Source organism: Bradyrhizobium stylosanthis, from assembly GCF_001641335.1.
Lineage (GTDB): Bacteria > Pseudomonadota > Alphaproteobacteria > Rhizobiales > Xanthobacteraceae > Bradyrhizobium > Bradyrhizobium stylosanthis.
The window spans coordinates 222,500-237,570 of record NZ_LVEM01000007.1 but is presented as its reverse complement, the minus strand read 5'-3'; the positions used below and the strand labels follow the sequence as shown (position 1 = coordinate 237,570).

At 65.1% G+C, this 15,071-nt stretch carries 13 protein-coding genes; 10 read left to right on the top strand and 3 right to left on the bottom strand.

Features of this window, described 5'->3' with window-relative positions:
• The coding region (locus A7X65_RS37865; protein WP_082885198.1) for a LuxR C-terminal-related transcriptional regulator at positions 1 to 4,189 on the bottom strand (4,189 nt) is incomplete at its 3' end.
• A gap of 151 nt (positions 4,190 to 4,340) precedes the next feature.
• On the opposite strand from A7X65_RS37865, the gene A7X65_RS37860 reads away from it, so the two are divergent.
• The 10 genes from A7X65_RS37860 (at position 4,341) to A7X65_RS37815 (ending at position 13,661) form a co-directional block, all read left to right on the top strand.
• Entirely contained in the window at positions 4,341 to 4,667 is a 327-nt protein-coding gene (locus A7X65_RS37860; RefSeq protein WP_063694488.1) for a nuclear transport factor 2 family protein, read from the top strand.
• Between the two features lie 373 nt (positions 4,668 to 5,040).
• A complete protein-coding gene (locus tag A7X65_RS37855; RefSeq protein WP_063694512.1) occupies positions 5,041 to 5,358 on the top strand; it encodes an ArsR/SmtB family transcription factor in 318 nt (105 codons plus the stop codon).
• A 50-nt stretch (positions 5,359 to 5,408) separates the two neighbouring features.
• The gene (locus A7X65_RS37850; RefSeq protein WP_063694487.1) at positions 5,409 to 6,776 is read left to right on the top strand and encodes an NAD(P)-binding domain-containing protein; all 1,368 of its coding nucleotides are present in this window, start codon (positions 5,409 to 5,411) and stop codon (positions 6,774 to 6,776) included.
• A complete protein-coding gene (locus A7X65_RS37845; RefSeq protein WP_063694511.1) occupies positions 6,773 to 7,993 on the top strand; it encodes an MFS transporter in 1,221 nt (406 codons plus the stop codon). Before A7X65_RS37850 ends, A7X65_RS37845 begins: the two co-directional genes overlap by 4 nt.
• A gap of 28 nt (positions 7,994 to 8,021) precedes the next feature.
• Positions 8,022 to 9,194, top strand: coding sequence for an MFS transporter (locus A7X65_RS37840; protein ID WP_063694486.1), 1,173 nt, complete (start codon positions 8,022 to 8,024; stop codon positions 9,192 to 9,194).
• Between the two features lie 259 nt (positions 9,195 to 9,453).
• Entirely contained in the window at positions 9,454 to 9,924 is a 471-nt protein-coding gene (locus A7X65_RS37835; protein ID WP_063694485.1) for a DUF2147 domain-containing protein, read from the top strand.
• A 199-nt stretch (positions 9,925 to 10,123) separates the two neighbouring features.
• Positions 10,124 to 10,954: an oxidoreductase gene (locus A7X65_RS37830; protein WP_063694484.1), complete on the top strand. Its 831-nt coding sequence runs from the start codon at positions 10,124 to 10,126 to the stop codon at positions 10,952 to 10,954.
• A gap of 8 nt (positions 10,955 to 10,962) precedes the next feature.
• Complete coding sequence (locus A7X65_RS37825) at positions 10,963 to 11,979, top strand: AraC family transcriptional regulator (protein ID WP_063694483.1); 1,017 nt, start codon at positions 10,963 to 10,965, stop codon at positions 11,977 to 11,979.
• A gap of 145 nt (positions 11,980 to 12,124) precedes the next feature.
• Positions 12,125 to 12,973, top strand: coding sequence for an SDR family NAD(P)-dependent oxidoreductase (locus tag A7X65_RS37820; RefSeq protein WP_063694482.1), 849 nt, complete (start codon positions 12,125 to 12,127; stop codon positions 12,971 to 12,973).
• 61 nt (positions 12,974 to 13,034) lie between these two features.
• Positions 13,035 to 13,661 (top strand): class I SAM-dependent methyltransferase, encoded by a 627-nt coding sequence (locus A7X65_RS37815; protein WP_063694510.1) that lies wholly within the window; start codon positions 13,035 to 13,037, stop codon positions 13,659 to 13,661.
• 250 nt (positions 13,662 to 13,911) lie between these two features.
• On the opposite strand, the gene A7X65_RS37810 is transcribed toward A7X65_RS37815, so the two are convergent.
• Both A7X65_RS37810 and A7X65_RS37805 read right to left on the bottom strand, forming a co-directional pair.
• Positions 13,912 to 14,496 carry a DUF1254 domain-containing protein gene (locus tag A7X65_RS37810; protein WP_063694481.1) on the bottom strand — a complete coding sequence of 195 codons (585 nt, stop codon included), beginning with the start codon at positions 14,494 to 14,496 and terminating at the stop codon, positions 13,912 to 13,914.
• The gene (locus tag A7X65_RS37805; RefSeq protein WP_063694480.1) at positions 14,493 to 15,071 is read right to left on the bottom strand and encodes a DUF1214 domain-containing protein; all 579 of its coding nucleotides are present in this window, start codon (positions 15,069 to 15,071) and stop codon (positions 14,493 to 14,495) included. The genes A7X65_RS37810 and A7X65_RS37805 overlap by 4 nt, the downstream gene beginning before the upstream one ends.

Sequence of the window (15,071 nt, the reverse complement as noted above, 5' to 3'; positions counted from 1 at the left end):
TCGCGGTGGCGTCCGGCGCGTCCGCGGAGTTCGAGTGGTCCGAGTTGCCGTGTTCGACGTCGCTCGCGTCCGCCTTCTTCGCCAGGCCTGGCGGCAGGTCCGAAGCCTGCTGCTCGGCGCCGTTGCCCGGATTCGCGTCAGCGTCGGTCGAGGCCATCGCTGCCGTCTGCGTAGGCTCCGACGCGTGCTGCGAGTTACCGTGGTCCGCGCTGTCGGCCGCCACGACGGTCTCGGCCGCGTCCGGTGCGTCTGCAGAGTTTGAGTGGTCCGAGTTGCCGTGCTCGACGTCGCTCGAATCCGCCTTCTTCGCCAGCCCTGGCGGAAGGTCCGCAGCCGAAGCCTGCTGCTCGGCGATATTGCCGCCGCCGTTGCCCGGCTTGGTGTCGGCTTCAGTCGAGTCCGTCGCCTTGTTGGACGCGTGCTGCGAGTTACCGTGGTCCGCGCTGTCGGCCGCCACGACGGTCTCGGCCGCATCCGGTGCGTCTGCGGCGTTTGAGTGGCCCGAGTTGCCGTGCTCGACGTCGCTCGAATCCGCCTTCTTCGCCAGCCCAGGTGGAAGGTCCGAAGCAGAGACCTCCTGCTCGGCGATGTTGCCGACGCCGTTGCCCGGCTTGGTGTCGGCTTCAGTCGAGTCCGTCGCCTTGTTGGACGCGTGCTGCGAGTTGCCGTGGTCCGCGCTGTCGGCCGTCGCGACGGTCTCGGCCGCATCCGGTGCGTCTGCAGAGTTTGAGTGGCCCGAGTTGCCGTGCTCGACGTCGCTCGCATCCGCCTTCTTCGCCAGCCCTGGTGGAAGGTCTGAAGCCGAAGCCTGTTGCTCGGCGATATTGCCGACTCCGTTGCCCGGCTTGGTGTCGGCTTCAGTCGAGTCCGTCGCCTTGTTGGACGCGTGCTGCGAGTTACCGTGGTCCGCGCTGTCGGCCGCCACGACGGTCTCGGCCGCAACCGGTGCGTCTGCGGCGTTTGAGTGCCCCGAGTTGCCGTGTTCGTCGTCGCTCGAATCCGCCTTCTTCGCGAGCCCTGGTGGAAGGTCCGAAGCCGAAGCCTGCTGCTCGGCGATATTGCCGACGCCGTTGCCCGGCTTGGTGTCGGCTTCGGTCGAGTCCGTCGCGTTGTTGGATGCGTGCTGGGAGTTGCCGTGGTCCGCGCTGTCGGCCGTCACGACGGTCTCGGCCGCATCCGGTACGTCTGCGGCGTTTGAGTGCCCCGAGTTGCCGTGCTCGTCGTCGCTCGAATCCGCCTTCTTCGCCAGCCCTGGTGGAAGGTCCGCAGCCGAAGCCTGTTGCTCGGCGCCGTTGCCCGGCTTGGAGTCGGCGTCAGTCGCTTCCGTCGCGTCCGCCTTCTTCGCCAACCCCGGCGGAAGGTCCGAGTCCGAAGCGTGCTTCTCGGCGCCGTTGCCCGGCTTGGAGTCGGCGTCAGTCGCTTCCGTCGCGTCTATCTTCTTCGCCAACCCTGGCGGAAGGTCCGAATCCGAAGCGTGCTTCTCGGCGCCGTTGCCCGGCTTGGAGTCGGCGTCAGTCGCTTCCGTCGCGTCCGCCTTCTTCGCAAGGCCCGGCGGAAGGTCCGAATCCGAAGCGTGCTTCTCGGCGCCGTTGCCCGGCTTGGAGTCGGCGTCAGTCGCTTCCGTCGCGTCGGCCTTCTTCGCCAACCCCGGCGGAAGGTCCGAATCCGAAGCGTGCTTCTCGGCGCCGTTGCCCGGCTTGGAGTCGGCGTCGGTCGCTTCCGTCGCGTCTGCCTTCTTCGCCAACCCCGGTGGAAGGTCCGAATCCGAAGTGTGCTTCTCGGCGCCGTTGCCCGGCTTGGAGTCGGCGTCAGTCGCTTCCGTCGCGTCCGCCTTCTTCGCAAGGCCCGGCGGAAGGTCCGAATCCGAAGCGTGATTCTCGGTGCCCTTGCCGACGCCGTTGCCCGGTTTGTCGGCGTCATCGCCACTTGCAGACTCGGACTCCGACCCGTGCTGCGAGTTGCCGTGGTTCGCGTTGTCGGACGTTACGACGCTCGGCTGGACGGTCTCGTTCAACCCGGTCGGCGCAACACCGGTGTCCGCACTGATCGGCGTAGTCTTCGATGTGGGATTTTCGGCTGTGGTCGCCGTCTCGCTACGGGCAACCGCGGTCGATGAGACGTGAGCCAGCACGACGGGCGCACCATCGCTGTCTTCCGTTGCATTCGCCGACTCGCCCGAGGAGGTTTCGAACTTCGTCGACGGCCCCAGGCCGGTCCGGGTCTGCCCGAACTGGAACCTCAGGCCGCCGTCGGCCCGAATGCTCCAGGCTCCAGCCGTCTCGACTGTGCTCTCGCTCGCCCCGCCAACGGCATGGACGTTGTCCGTAGCCGCACCAGTGTCGTCGGTTGCGGTCACCGATATCAGCGCTTCTTCGAGCTTTTCCAGGGTGGCCGCGACAACCGCGCCGTCCGGCTGGTTGGCGCCATCAGCCTCCGCAATGGACACGATCCCCTGCAGGTGGATCTCCAGCAGGCCGCGTTCGCCGATATCGAGAACACGATCGGTCGCATTCACATAGACGATCGTTTCGTTGGTCGCGGCGTTGTAGACCCAGGCGAGCGTATGCGGCGGTATGGATTTGGTGGCTGCCGTCATATGCAGCCAGGCAAGGGCTCCGAACGCGGCAAGATTGAGCCTGCCCGACCCGGATGCGAAATCGAAGGCCGATTGGGACGGGGAGAAGCTGGCATCGGACGGGGCAACGTTCTTGTCGGCGTTGTCGCCCATCGCTTGATCGTGGCCATCTCCGGCAGCACCGGCGCCGTGGCCGGAGTCCTGCAGGCCAACGGTCTTCTGCAGGCCATCACCCGCGGCGCCCTGGCTCGTCTGGCCCTGGGCGCCTTCGCCAGCGACGCTGTCGTTTGCGGCGGTCACGAACCCGGCAGGCTTGGGGACATCGTGCGACAGGAAACCAGGAGCCGGGTCGACGTGAGAAGCGCCGGCCCCGGCCATCTTTGTCGTCGCATGGTCGCCGATGCCGGCGAGCAGGCTGTCGGCCAGCGCTTTGGCAGGATCATGCGGCTGCCCGGCGAGATGGGGGTCGTGCAGTGCGTAGATCAACGCACCGGCGAGCGTGGCGAAGGTGCCATACCCCGAGTGCAGCGACATCGGATTTGCAGCCAGCCGCGGGAACTGATGCTCCAGCGACGTGTCGTCTCCAGCCTGTGTGTCGTTGGTTCCGCGCAGCAAAAGGGCAGGGAGGTAAGGCGTGCTCGATCCAACGGGACCGTAGTCTTTGAGGGATTTCGAGCTCACGAATTGCTCGGCCGCGCGCAGCGCTTCGATGGCCGCCGCCGGGTTCGCGACTTGCCCCACCTTGGCGAAGAAGTCTCTCAACGTGGGCTGAGGCGTCTCGCCGGAAGCCGAGACGGCGAGGTGCCGGAGAATGGCTTTCTTCCAGGGCTCGTATTCGGCGTGCTCACCCGCATGGCCGATGCCGTGGTCGTTCGGAAGTCGTTCGTTCGCTTCCGCCGCCTTGAGTTCGTCCGCAATTGCGAGCGCCAGGAGGGCCAGCGAAAGCGTTCCGAAGACGGAGGTACGTTGCAACAGGGCGATGGTCGCGAGCACGGTCCTGTTGGTGATCTCGAGCTTCTGGAAAATATTGTACAGGTGGACTTTGACTGTCCCCTGGGAAAGGTTGAGCTTGCGCGCGATCTCCTTGTTCGACATTCCCTCCGACACGAGCCGTACGATCTGACGCTCCCGCTGCGTCAACAGCTCCATCATCTTTTCGATTTTGGTGCTGTCGGCTCCCTTGTCGGCGGGCGAGAGATCGGACTGCTGCAGCAACACACCGCGCTTCGCCATCAGCCTCAGCGATCGCAGCATCGTGTCGGGGGCGGCATATTTGGAGATGGCGCTGCAGGTGCCGGCAGCGATCGCCGCGGTCAGGTCGTGGTCGGACTCGGTGAAGAACACCAGGCGCGTGGGGAGATTCTCGGCCTTGGCGATCGCGAGGATTTCGGAGACCGTCAGATCCGGCAGGGTGTCGGCAAGAAGCGCGACATCGGGTGACAATGTCCTGATGGCGTCGAGGCAGCTCGCCCCGTCACTGACCGACGCGACGACGTCGAAGTCGTGCTGTGCCCCGAGCACAGACTTCAGCCCCTGCAGCACGATCGGTTGCCGATCGACGATCACGAGGCGGATGCGGGCAATAATTCCCTGCTGCGCAGTGACGTCTAACATGAACTCCCTCGACCCGGTCATCTATGTCCTTCGGCATATGGCCGGGGCCGGGTAGAGGCATTAAATTACAATTAATCGTTTGGAGAAAGAGGCTTAGCGGGGTTAACCCGACCTAAAATTGCACGTTTTTGACGGTATGCAGGTAGGAATTATGTCATTTGATCCCATGGGTGTTGCGGTTGATTGGCTCGATGCCTACCGCGCAGGTGATATTGAAGCGATCCTGGAGATGCATGCTGACAACGCTGTGGTCCACTGTGGCTGCGGCGGCGGCAAGACCATTTCCGGCCGCGAGGCATTGCGGGCCTATTGGATCGATCGTCTCAGGAAATATCCGGCAAGCACGCTGGATGATCTCAATCCCTACCACGAAGGGACGATCATGTCGTACGTCACGAGCGCAGGCGTCATGAGCGCGCTGTTTGCGTTCGACGACGCCGGCCGGATCAAGGAACTGGACTGCAGTCCCCCGCACTGAGTGCGCGGCTATCTAGACCTCCGACGGAACCTGTCTTGGCCCTGCGGCGCCAAGGTTACAGCCGGAGGCATGGGCGAATTCCGACGATGACGTCGATCTGAGGCGTGCGGCTTCGAACCCTATCGCGCCTTAACTGCCTCGCCGCCCTCCTTTTCACGCAGAACCCCGAGAGCCGGACGGCCCATCGCCTTGATGGGCTCGGCCAATTTTTCTCGCGATGGCGGCGTCTTCAGATACGCGATGATAACGGCTCAGTGCCGCTCTGGCGGATCATGGCAGGGGCGTTGAGACACCTCCGCGTTCGGAATTTATTATTTCGAATATTCTAGAAATACGGTTGACGGCCGGCGCGAAAGGGCGCATCCATGCCAACATGAAGATTGCCGAAGCAGCAGCACGTTTGGAGGCCCTGGGTAACCAGACCCGGCTCCAGATTTATCGGGCCCTGGTTCGCGCGGGGCACTCGGGCATGCCGGTGGGCCGTCTGCAGGAAAAGCTGAAAATCCCGGCCTCTACGCTGTCGCATCACATCAAGTCCCTGGTTGCGGTCGGACTCGTCAGTCAGGTGCGGGAGTCCACGACCCTGGTCTGTCATGCGAACTTCGATGCGATGCGCGGGCTGGTCGATTTTCTCGCCGCGGAGTGCTGCGCGGACGAAGTCGGATGCAAGGGTGCGCAGACGGCGGCGTGATCATTTTGGGTCATATTATTCGATGGTTCTAGAAAGATGGGAGAAGCCGAATGAACGTCAAGACGGTCGCCATCATCGGGGCAGGGCCTGTCGGCCTGGCTGCAGCAGCCCATGTGCTCGAGCGCGGCATGTCGCTCGTGGTGCTTGAGGCTGGCTCCGAGGCAGGGCACGCGATCCGTCAGTGGCAACATGTCCAGCTGTTCTCGCCGTGGGAGTACAACGTCGACAAGGCCGCTGCGCGCATGCTCGCGGCGACGGGTTGGAATTCGCCCGACCCGCAGTCCTATCCGACAGGGGGCGAGCTGATTGACGGATATCTCGATCCGCTCGCGACGCGCACGCCGCTCCGCGACATGATCCGGACCTCCAGCCGTGTGACGGCCATCAGCCGCGTCGGCTTCGACAAGGCGAAGACCAGGGGGAGAGAGCGGGCGCCTTTCGAAATCCGCTATCAGAACGGCAAGGGGCCCGAGGTGCTGCGTGCGGATGCCGTGATCGATACGTCAGGCACATGGTTCTCGCCCAATCCGGCCGGCAATAACGGCTTGCCGGCAATCGGCGAGCGCGCGTGCGCAGGCCGCATCGCCTACGGCATGCCGGATGTACGAGGTGCCGCGCGTTCCAGATATGCCGGGAAGACCGTTGCCGTACTCGGCGCCGGACATTCGGCCGTGGGCACGCTGATCGATCTCGCGCGCCTTGCGGACGAAGAGCCGGGCACGCAACCGGTCTGGCTGTTGCGCGGTGCCGACCCTGCCAAGGCCTTTGGCGGCGGCCGAAATGACAAGCTTGCTGCGCGCGGCGAACTGGGCTCGGATTTCGCTGCGCTTGTCGCCTCCGGCAAGATCAAGGTCGAAGCCGAATTCGGCGTCACGCATCTCTCGGAATCGGATGGCGGCCTCAGGATAGCGGCTGGTTCGTGCTGCGGCGCGCGCAGCGTGGCTGCAGACGAATTGATCGTGTCGACCGGTTTCCGTCCCGACCTCTCCTTCCTGTCCGAGCTGCGTCTGCGGCTCGATCCCGCCATCGAGGCACCTGTTGCCCTGGCGCCGCTGATAGATCCCAACGAACATAGCTGCGGCACGGTGCGCCCGCACGGCGCACGCGAGCTCGCGCATGACGAGCCCGGCTTCTACATGGCCGGCATGAAGTCGTATGGCCGCGCCCCGACCTTCCTGATGATGACGGGATACGAGCAGGTCCGCTCGATCGCGGCCGATCTCGCCGGCGACAAGGAAGCCGCAGCCAGGGTGGAGCTTGTGCTGCCGGAGACCGGCGTCTGCACGCGGGGTGGTGTCGAGGCCGCCGGCGCTGCATCTGGATGTTGCGGCGGGCCGGCAAAGGAGGAGCTCTCGGCCTGCTGTTCCGCCGATGAGACGGCGAGGAAGGCTGGTCGTGCGGGGTGTGGCTGCTCATGACGCAAGTCCTCGCGGGCCAGTCTCGAGGTCCGCTCGCCATCGTGCTCGCTCTCGGTACCGCCCAGACGATTGCGTGGGCGTCCAGCTATTATCTTCCCGCCATCCTCGCTGCGCCGATCGCACGCGATCTCGGTCTTGCGCCGACCTATGTGTTCGGCGCGCTCTCGGGCGCGCTTGTTATCTCCGGTCTGCTCGGCCCGCGCGTCGGCCATGCCATCGACACGTTCGGGGGGCGAAGTCTGCTCGCGATCTCGAATCTCGTGTTTGTGGCAGGATTGCTCCTGCTGTCGGTGGCCCATGGCGCGGCGGTGTTGATCGCGGCCTGGGCGTTGCTCGGGATCGGCATGGGCATGGGCCTCTATGAAGCGGCCTTCGCGACGCTTGCGCGCATCTATGGCTCCAATGCGCGACGAACCATCACCGGCATCACCCTGATCGCGGGCTTCGCCAGCACGCTCGGCTGGCCGCTCACGACGTGGCTGGAGTCGGAGTATGGCTGGCGTGTGGCCTGCCAGGTGTGGGCGGCAATCCATATCGCTCTCGCGTTGCCGCTCAATCTCTCGCTGCCGCGCGCCGTTCCATTGGACCAGCAGCCTCGACCGGGGGCGGCTGCGAGCCGGCAATCCGGACGCCAGAGCGAGACCTTCGCGATGGTGCTGCTGGCCTACATGTTTGCGGCGGCAAGCTTCGTCAGCTCTGGAATCTCGGCCATTCTGCCGACCATGCTGGTTGCGTTCGGTGCGACTCCGGCGCAGGCCCTGCTCGCAGGAGCATTGGTTGGGCCCGCACAGGTCGGTGCGCGCCTACTGGAGGCGGGATGGCTCGCCCGGTTTCATCCGCTGCTCTCGGCGAGGCTGGCCATGCTCATGAATCCGATTGGTGTGGTTGCACTGATCGCTGGCGGCCCCTTGCTCGCGACGACTTTCACGGTGTTGTACGGTGCGGGCAACGGCATCATCACCATCGCCCGCGGGACGCTCCCGCTGGCGCTGTTCGGGCCGGCCGGCTTCGGCAGGCGCGTCGGCATGATCTCGTTGCCTTCCAGGCTCACGGGTGCCGCCGCGCCGCTCGCGCTGGGGCTGATGGTGGAGCACATCGGCAGCAGCGCGCTGTGGATCAGCGCGCTCGTGTCCCTCTCGGCCTTCTTTGCGCTCTTGCTGTTACGCACCGAGCGGGCAACATCGACGCCCCTGCAGGTAGGAGAACAAAATTCCTAAGCTGAGCGGTCGATCCCTGATTGCGGTGATGTGCATCGGCCAGGTTGGCAATCTCCTGCCGCATGTCACGCTGTCCGCAAACCTCGCGCAGCATCTGATGCCGGCGTGGGGCCTCTCCGCCGCCGAAGGCGGGTTGATGGCGAGCGGCTACGCGTTCGGCTACATGCTTGCCGTGCCCGTGCTGACGACGTTGACCGACCGGATCGATGCGCGGATCGTCCTGCTCTGGGGCTCGATCGTCAGCGGGCTGGCGACCGCAGCGTTCGGCGTCTTCGCGCAAGGGTTTTGGTCGGGGACCGCGATCTGGTCGCTTGCAGGACTTGGATTCGCGGGCGCTTACATGCCCGGACTGAAGGCGCTGACCGACCGGCTTCCCGCGGGCGACACGTCGCGAGCCGTTACGCTGTACACGTCGAGCTTCTCGGTCGGCGTCGGGCTCTCGTTCCTCGTCGCGCAACTGATCGCCGACCGCTGGGGATGGCGGGCCGCCTTCCTTGTCACCGGCTTCGGCCCGATCGCGATGGTGATCGCGTGTCTCCTGATCGACCGCCGGCGGCCCGCGCCCAAAGCCGGGCGGTTGCTGAACTTCGCGCCGGTCTTCGCCAATCGTGAAGCGCTTGGCTACATCCTCGGCTATGGCGCCCATTGTTTCGAGCTCTATGGCATCCGCACATGGCTCGTGGGGTTCTGGACCTTCGTCGTCGCGCATCAGGGCGCGCCGTCGTGGCTGAGCCCCGTCGTGCTGAGCTTCTGCTTTGCGGTGATCTCGATGCCCGCGAGCATTCTCGGCAACGAGGCCGCGCTGAAGTTCGGCCGCCACCGCGCGATCACCATTGTGATGATCGCATCGGCCTGCGTGGCGCTGGTGATCGGGCTCAACGCGAGCGCGCCGGCCTGGCTGCTCGCACTGCTGCTGCTCGCCTATGGCCTGACCGTGCCGGCCGATTCCGGGGCGTTGACCGCCGGGATGTCGGCGGCGGCTGTATCCGAGCATCGCGGCGCCACGCTGGCCCTGCACTCGACGGTTGGCTTTGGCCTGTCCGCCCTTGGCGCCTGGGGGACCGGCGCCGCGCTCGACATCGCCGGCGGCCCGCAGAGTGCAACCGGCTGGCTGTTGGCGTTCATCGTCCTCGCGGCCGGAATTGCAGTGGGGCCGCTGGCGCTGCTGTGGGCGCGGAAGGCGCGGGGCAATCCTTCCTAGTCGGTCGATCCGCGCGCGGTGATGGGCCTGCTGGCTTGGCTTTCGTCCGAGTCCGGCGAGGCGTTGGTCGCCGCCTCCGATGACCGCCGCGCTTCCGGCTTGGTCCGTCGCGATCCGGCGCCTTCGGCAGCGATTGGCGCACCTCGCAACTGCACCGGCGCGTTCTGCCGGTGCCAGGACCCATCCTGAAACCTAGAGACATTTGCGAGGCCTGCGAGCGGCTCGACCGCGCAGCCATCCGCAAACCAAGGAGCACAGCATGCAAACCTCACCGCTTTCCCGTCGATCCGCGATCTTCCTGCTGATGGCGGCCTTGAATGTCGCACTGATTCCGATGGCGCATGGCGAGGCGCCGGCGCCAGATGCCATCGTCGGAATTTGGGAAGCCGACGACGGCACCGTCAAGCTCGACATGTTCAGGAGCGGAGCGGAGTTCCAGGCGCGCATGCTCTATGGCAACGAGATCGTGGAGGCCGATAAGGTCACCTTCAAGAAGGATGCGAGGAATCCCGAGGCGGCGCTGCGTTCGCGGTCCCTGAAGAACATCGTGTTCATCACGGGCTTGCGCTGGGAGGACGGCGAGTGGAGCGGCGGCTCGATCTATGATGCCTCGTCCGGCCGGACCTACAATTGCAAGGCCACCGTCAAGGACGGCAAGATGCATCTGAGAGGATATCTCGGCCTCCCGGCGATGGGGCAGACCCGCACGTTCCATCGCACCCGCGGGTGAACGGACACCCCCCGCTCCCAAACCGATTTGCCGGAGCGCGACCGTCGTGTCGCGCTTTTTTTTGAAAATTCGCTCGTAAATTCCATGGCTTGGAGGCGGCGCCGGCAATGGCGTGTCATGCAAGTCCGTTGGCGCGCTCTGTCAGTCAATTTGCGCCACGGAGACATCACAGTGGGAGCCAGAACGAAGAGAGGTTGGTATGTTTGACAAGTCGAAACGAACGGCGCTCGTCACCGGGGCGTCCTCCGGCATGGGCAAAGAAATCGCAAGGCGCCTGATCAAGGACGGTTTCCAGGTCTTTGTCGCCGCGCGGCACGTCGACAGGATGGATGATCTCGTCAAGCTCGGGGCAAGATCGCTCCGCATGGACATTTCGAACGAGGCCGAGATCAAGGCGACGGTCGATGCCATCTTGCGCGAAGTGGACGGGGTCGATGTGCTCGTCAACAACGCCGGCTTTGGCCTCTATGGTCCTGTCGAGGAGGTTGGCATCGACGAAGCGCGGTATCAGTTCGAGGTGAACCTGTTCGGCGCTGCCCGGCTGACGCAGCTCCTGCTGCCGAAGATGCGCGAGAAGCGCTCGGGCACGATCGTCAACATCACCTCGATGGGCGGCAAGATCTACACGCTCTTGGGCGCCTGGTATCACGCAACCAAGCATGCGCTGGAAGGCTGGTCGGACTGTCTTCGGCTCGAACTCGCCCCGTTTGGCATCAAGGTCGTCGTCATCGAGCCCGGTTTGATCGAGACCGGCTTCGGCGATGTGGTCGCCAATGGCCTGCTCAACCGATCGGGGACCGGTCCTTATGCCAAGCTGACGCAGATGGTCGCAAAATCGACCCGCGCTGCCTATGGACAGGGGCGCGGTACCAATCCGAGCGTCATTGCCGATGTCGTCTCCCGGGCTGTCAAGCAGTCCAAGCCGCGGACGCGCTATGTTGCGGGCAAATACGCGCGTCCGATGATCAAAATTCGCGAATGGTTCGGCGACCGCATGTTCGACCGCGTGATCATGAGCCAGATGCGTTAGGATCAGTCATGAGCGGAATAGCGGCAGACAGATGCAAGGTCCCCCGAGCCTTTTGGCAGGCGGTTGAGCATGTCGGTGTGCCGCCGGCCGTGCTGTTGCGGCAGGCGAAACTGCCGGCGACCTTACACCTGAACGATCAGGGGCAGGTCACGACGGCGCAATATTTTGCGCTCTGGAGAGCGCTCGAGGAGCTGAAGCCGGAGCCGGGGCTCGGCTTGATGCTGGTCCGGAGCGTCGAGACCGCGGTCCATCCGCCGTCGAGCCTCGCTGCGTTCTACGCAAGGGACTATCGCGACGGACTGCTCCGCATTGCCCGCTTCAAGCGGCTGTGCTCGCCCGAGCAGCTACAGGTCAAGGAGACCAAGGACGAGTGTGTCGTTACGGTGGAGTGGCCGTACGCGACCGATCCGGAGCCCGCGATCTCGACCGATGTGACCTTCGCGTCGCTGGTCGAACTCGGGCGTCGTGGTACGGGACAGCACCTTACGCCGAAGCGGGTGGAGCTGGTTCGTCCTCGTCCAAAGAGCGACGACCACCACAGGTATTTCGAATGTCTGATCCGCTATGGCGCGGCGCGTAACCTGCTGATCCTCAATCCGGCCGACCTCGATCGTCCGTTTCCGGGCCACAATCAGGAACTGCTCGAGATCCTCACGCCCGCGCTGGCATCGGCATTGGGTGAGCTGCAGGCGCGCAGCTCCGTCAGGGAGCAGGTGAAGGTGGTCCTCAAGCGGAGCCTTGCTAGCGGTCGGCCGGAATTGTCAGACGTGGCGCGCGATCTCGGCCTGAGCGAGCGGACCCTTCAGCGTCGCATCACCGAGGAAGGTGCGAGCTTCCGCGAGCTCCTCGTCGAAGCGCGTCAGGAGCTCGGACGGCAGCTTCTGTCGGATCCCACGGCCGACATCGACGAGGTCGCCTGCCTCCTGGGCTACCAGGATGCGAGCTCCTTCTATCGCGCGTTCCGGTACTGGGAAGGCGTGACGCCGAGCCGCTGGCGCGAGCTGCACGGCAACAAGATTCACTGACGATTCGGGCAACGCCATCCGGTTCGCTTCTGCGTCTTCATTGGCGCCTGCGGCAACTTCGTTGGCGCGCCTTGCGACTGCCGGTTGCGACGGATCGCGGTACGACGGCCCGGCAAGATCAAGCCCACTCACCAAGGAATATCGCATGTCAGGCAAAGTCTGGTTCATCACCGGAGCATCCCGCGGCTTTGGTCGCGTCTGGGCGGAGGCTGCTCTCAAGCGTGGCGACAAGGTCGCGGCCACCGCTCGCATTCTGGCCGATGTCGCCGACCTTGCAGCAAGCTATGGTGATGCGGTGTTGCCGCTTGCGCTCGACGTCACCAATGCCCAAGCGGTCCAGAATGCCGTGACAAGGGCTTACACGCATTTCGGACAGCTCGACGTCGTCCTCAACAATGCCGGCTACGCGCTGGTCGGAGCGATCGAAGAAGCGCACGAGGCTGACGTCCGCGCCGAGTTCGACACAAATTTCTTCGGCACCCTTCGCGTCATCCAGGCCGCGCTTCCGCTGCTGCGGCGCCAGCGCAGCGGCCATATCATCGGCGTGTCGAGCGTTGCCGGCATCGTCGCCGGTCCCATCACCGGATTCTACAATGCCTCGAAGTTCGCGATCGAAGCTCTTCATGAGAGCTTGGCGCAGGAGGTCAAGGACTTCGGCCTCAAGGTCACGCTGCTCGAGCCCGGCGCCTACGCGACCGGCTTCGCCAGCATGGCCTCGCTCCGGATCTCGCCGGTCATCAATGCCTACAGCAACACGCGGGCGGAGGTGTTTGCGGCAGGCGCCAAGCTTGAATTCGGCGAGCCGGAAGCGACCGCAGACGCAATCCTGAAGATCGTCGACGCGGAGAATCCTCCGCTGCGTTTCTTCGTCGGGACCGAGGGGCTGCCGCGCGCCCGCGCCGCCTACGCGGATCGTCTCGCGACGTGGGAGGCGTGGGAGACCGACTCCAACGCCGCTCAAGGCGAGGCGAGGCAGCACAACATCGCGTCCTAGCTGAGCCCTTGTCCATCGAACCGGGTCCGTTTGCTCATCCGCGCACGGAAAGAGGATGGTGATGAACGCCACCGCTGTTGCAGATTTCTTCCAGTTCTTCCGCTCATACGTTTCCAATCCGTGGCAGGTCTCCGCGATCGCGCCATCGGGCCAGTCGCTCGCACGCCTGATGACGCAAGAGATCGTGCCGGGCACCGGGCCCGTGATTGAACTCGGGCCGGGGACAGGCATCTTCACCAGGGCGCTGCTCCGGCGTGGCGTGCCGGAGCGCGACTTGCTGCTGGTCGAATACGGTTCGGATTTCGTCCGCCTTTTGCAGGAACGCTTCCCGAGAGCGCGCGTGCTTTGGATGGATGCGCGCCAGCTCTCCCAGTATGAGCTGTTCATGGCGCCAGCCTCGGCTGTCGTGAGCGGCCTTCCGCTGTTGTCGATGTCGCCGCGCAAGGTGATCGCGATCCTGAGTGGGGTCTTCCGCCACATGCAGGGGGGCGGTACGCTCTACCAGTTCACCTACGGACCGCGCTGCCCGGTGCCTCGGCCGATTCTCGATCGCCTCGGGCTGAAGGCCAGCCTGGTCGGGCGAACGGCGCTTAATATTCCCCCGGCATCGGTCTATCGCATTCGGCGTCGTCCCAAGCTGCGGGTCGGTCGGGATGACGAAGTGCAATCTCCGGAGGTCACGTTCTGATGTCAGGCAGAGCGACGACGGTCTCTTGAAGTTGTCGACGAGGGAAGGCTGCGCCCTGAGACAAAAAAGCTGCGACGGACTGGTTCGCGCGTGCGTTCACGTGTTTTGCCCGACACGTCAACGCCGTGCATGCACGGCCGGCAGCCTCGCCATCATCGAGCCGAAGAGCCCCAATGATTCCAATGCCCCCGCTACTGTGCATGGGGTTGTTTTCGCAACTTTGTCCTGAGGCTGTCCGAGACAGCTACGCTCAGCGCCGTCCGCGCGGCGCCTCGGCCTTGGCGGGCGGCTCGGTCTGCGGGCCGCAGGTCGCGGCTTGCAGCGTCGCCTGGGCCTGCGGCATCAGGCCGGGCTCGGCGGCGAGTGCCTTCATCACGATCAGGCCGGTGGTGCTGGGGGAGTCGATGATCAGGCGGTCGGCCGCGGTGACCTCTTCGTCTTCGGGCAGCTCGTTGTGCTGCGCTTCCGTCATCAGGTCGAGCTCGATCACCTTGCGGCCCGCCGAGCGATCGTTGATGGCGTAATAGGCGATCTCGTTGCGGGTGTAGAACGACACCGAGGTATAGGCCTGGCTCACCGGCACCGTCAGCTTGATCGGCCCGCCCGAGAGGTCGTAGCGGCAGATCGCGAGCGCGAAGGCCGGATCCATGAACGGCATCGGCGAGGTCTGCGGATCGGCGAGGGGAAGCTGGGTGACGCCGTTCAGCTTGGTCATCGGCGTCAGCCGCGAATAGGCATCCTGCGTCGCGATCCGCGGCAGCGCCAGCACGCTGACGAGATGGACCACGAGGCCCAGCACCACGCCGGCAACGATGGTGAAGACCAGGCGGATCATGAGCAGCCCACCGTCGAGATGGTGGGCATCGGCGCATCGCGCTGGGTGCGCGTCGCAACGCCGACCGGCGTGTCGTAGAGGCGGAGCATCAGCGCGTAGCGCTCGATGCCGCCGGTCGGCAGCCAGTTGCCGGCGCGCGAGCGCGAGGCGATGCGGATCTCGAACGAGCCGTCGGAGCCGCGTACGATCTCCTGGCTGGTGAAGCCGTAGCGCTGGAGCGAATTGGCGACGAGATGACCCTTGCGGTCGTACAGCGTCAGCGTCCAGAACCGCGCCGGCGGCGTCACGCCGGAGACGATGACGTCGCAGCGGCCGTCGAGCGCCTTCTTCTTGTCGTCGGCTGTGGCGGTGAAGGCGACGCCGTCGCCGGTGCCGATCGGCAGCTCGCCGTTGCGCACGATGGTGGCGCGCGAATAGGGATCGACGTCGGCGGTGCCGGTGCGCGGCCGCGCGGTCCAGGCGCCGATGGTCAGCGCGCCGATCTCGGTGCCGCGCGTCGTCGTCATCCAGGTGGCGCCGACGCCGACCACGGTCGCGAGCAGGAGGGCCGTCAATGTGATCAGGATCAGCCGCAC

Bases quoted from the DNA above. Each gene is read 5' to 3' on its own strand.
- A7X65_RS37820 (WP_063694482.1), top strand. From the start codon at position 12,125: ATGTCAGGCAAAGTCTGGTTCATCACCGGAGCATCCCGCGGCTTTGGT.
- A7X65_RS37830 (WP_063694484.1), top strand. From the start codon at position 10,124: ATGTTTGACAAGTCGAAACGAACGGCGCTCGTCACCGGGGCGTCCTCC.
- A7X65_RS37860 (WP_063694488.1), top strand. From the start codon at position 4,341: ATGTCATTTGATCCCATGGGTGTTGCGGTTGATTGGCTCGATGCCTAC.
- A7X65_RS37840 (WP_063694486.1), top strand. From the start codon at position 8,022: ATGTGCATCGGCCAGGTTGGCAATCTCCTGCCGCATGTCACGCTGTCC.
- A7X65_RS37855 (WP_063694512.1), top strand. From the start codon at position 5,041: ATGAAGATTGCCGAAGCAGCAGCACGTTTGGAGGCCCTGGGTAACCAG.
- A7X65_RS37845 (WP_063694511.1), top strand. From the start codon at position 6,773: ATGACGCAAGTCCTCGCGGGCCAGTCTCGAGGTCCGCTCGCCATCGTG.
- A7X65_RS37835 (WP_063694485.1), top strand. From the start codon at position 9,454: ATGCAAACCTCACCGCTTTCCCGTCGATCCGCGATCTTCCTGCTGATG.
- A7X65_RS37815 (WP_063694510.1), top strand. From the start codon at position 13,035: ATGAACGCCACCGCTGTTGCAGATTTCTTCCAGTTCTTCCGCTCATAC.
- A7X65_RS37850 (WP_063694487.1), top strand. From the start codon at position 5,409: ATGAACGTCAAGACGGTCGCCATCATCGGGGCAGGGCCTGTCGGCCTG.
- A7X65_RS37825 (WP_063694483.1), top strand. From the start codon at position 10,963: ATGAGCGGAATAGCGGCAGACAGATGCAAGGTCCCCCGAGCCTTTTGG.
- A7X65_RS37810 (WP_063694481.1), bottom strand. From the start codon at position 14,496: ATGATCCGCCTGGTCTTCACCATCGTTGCCGGCGTGGTGCTGGGCCTC.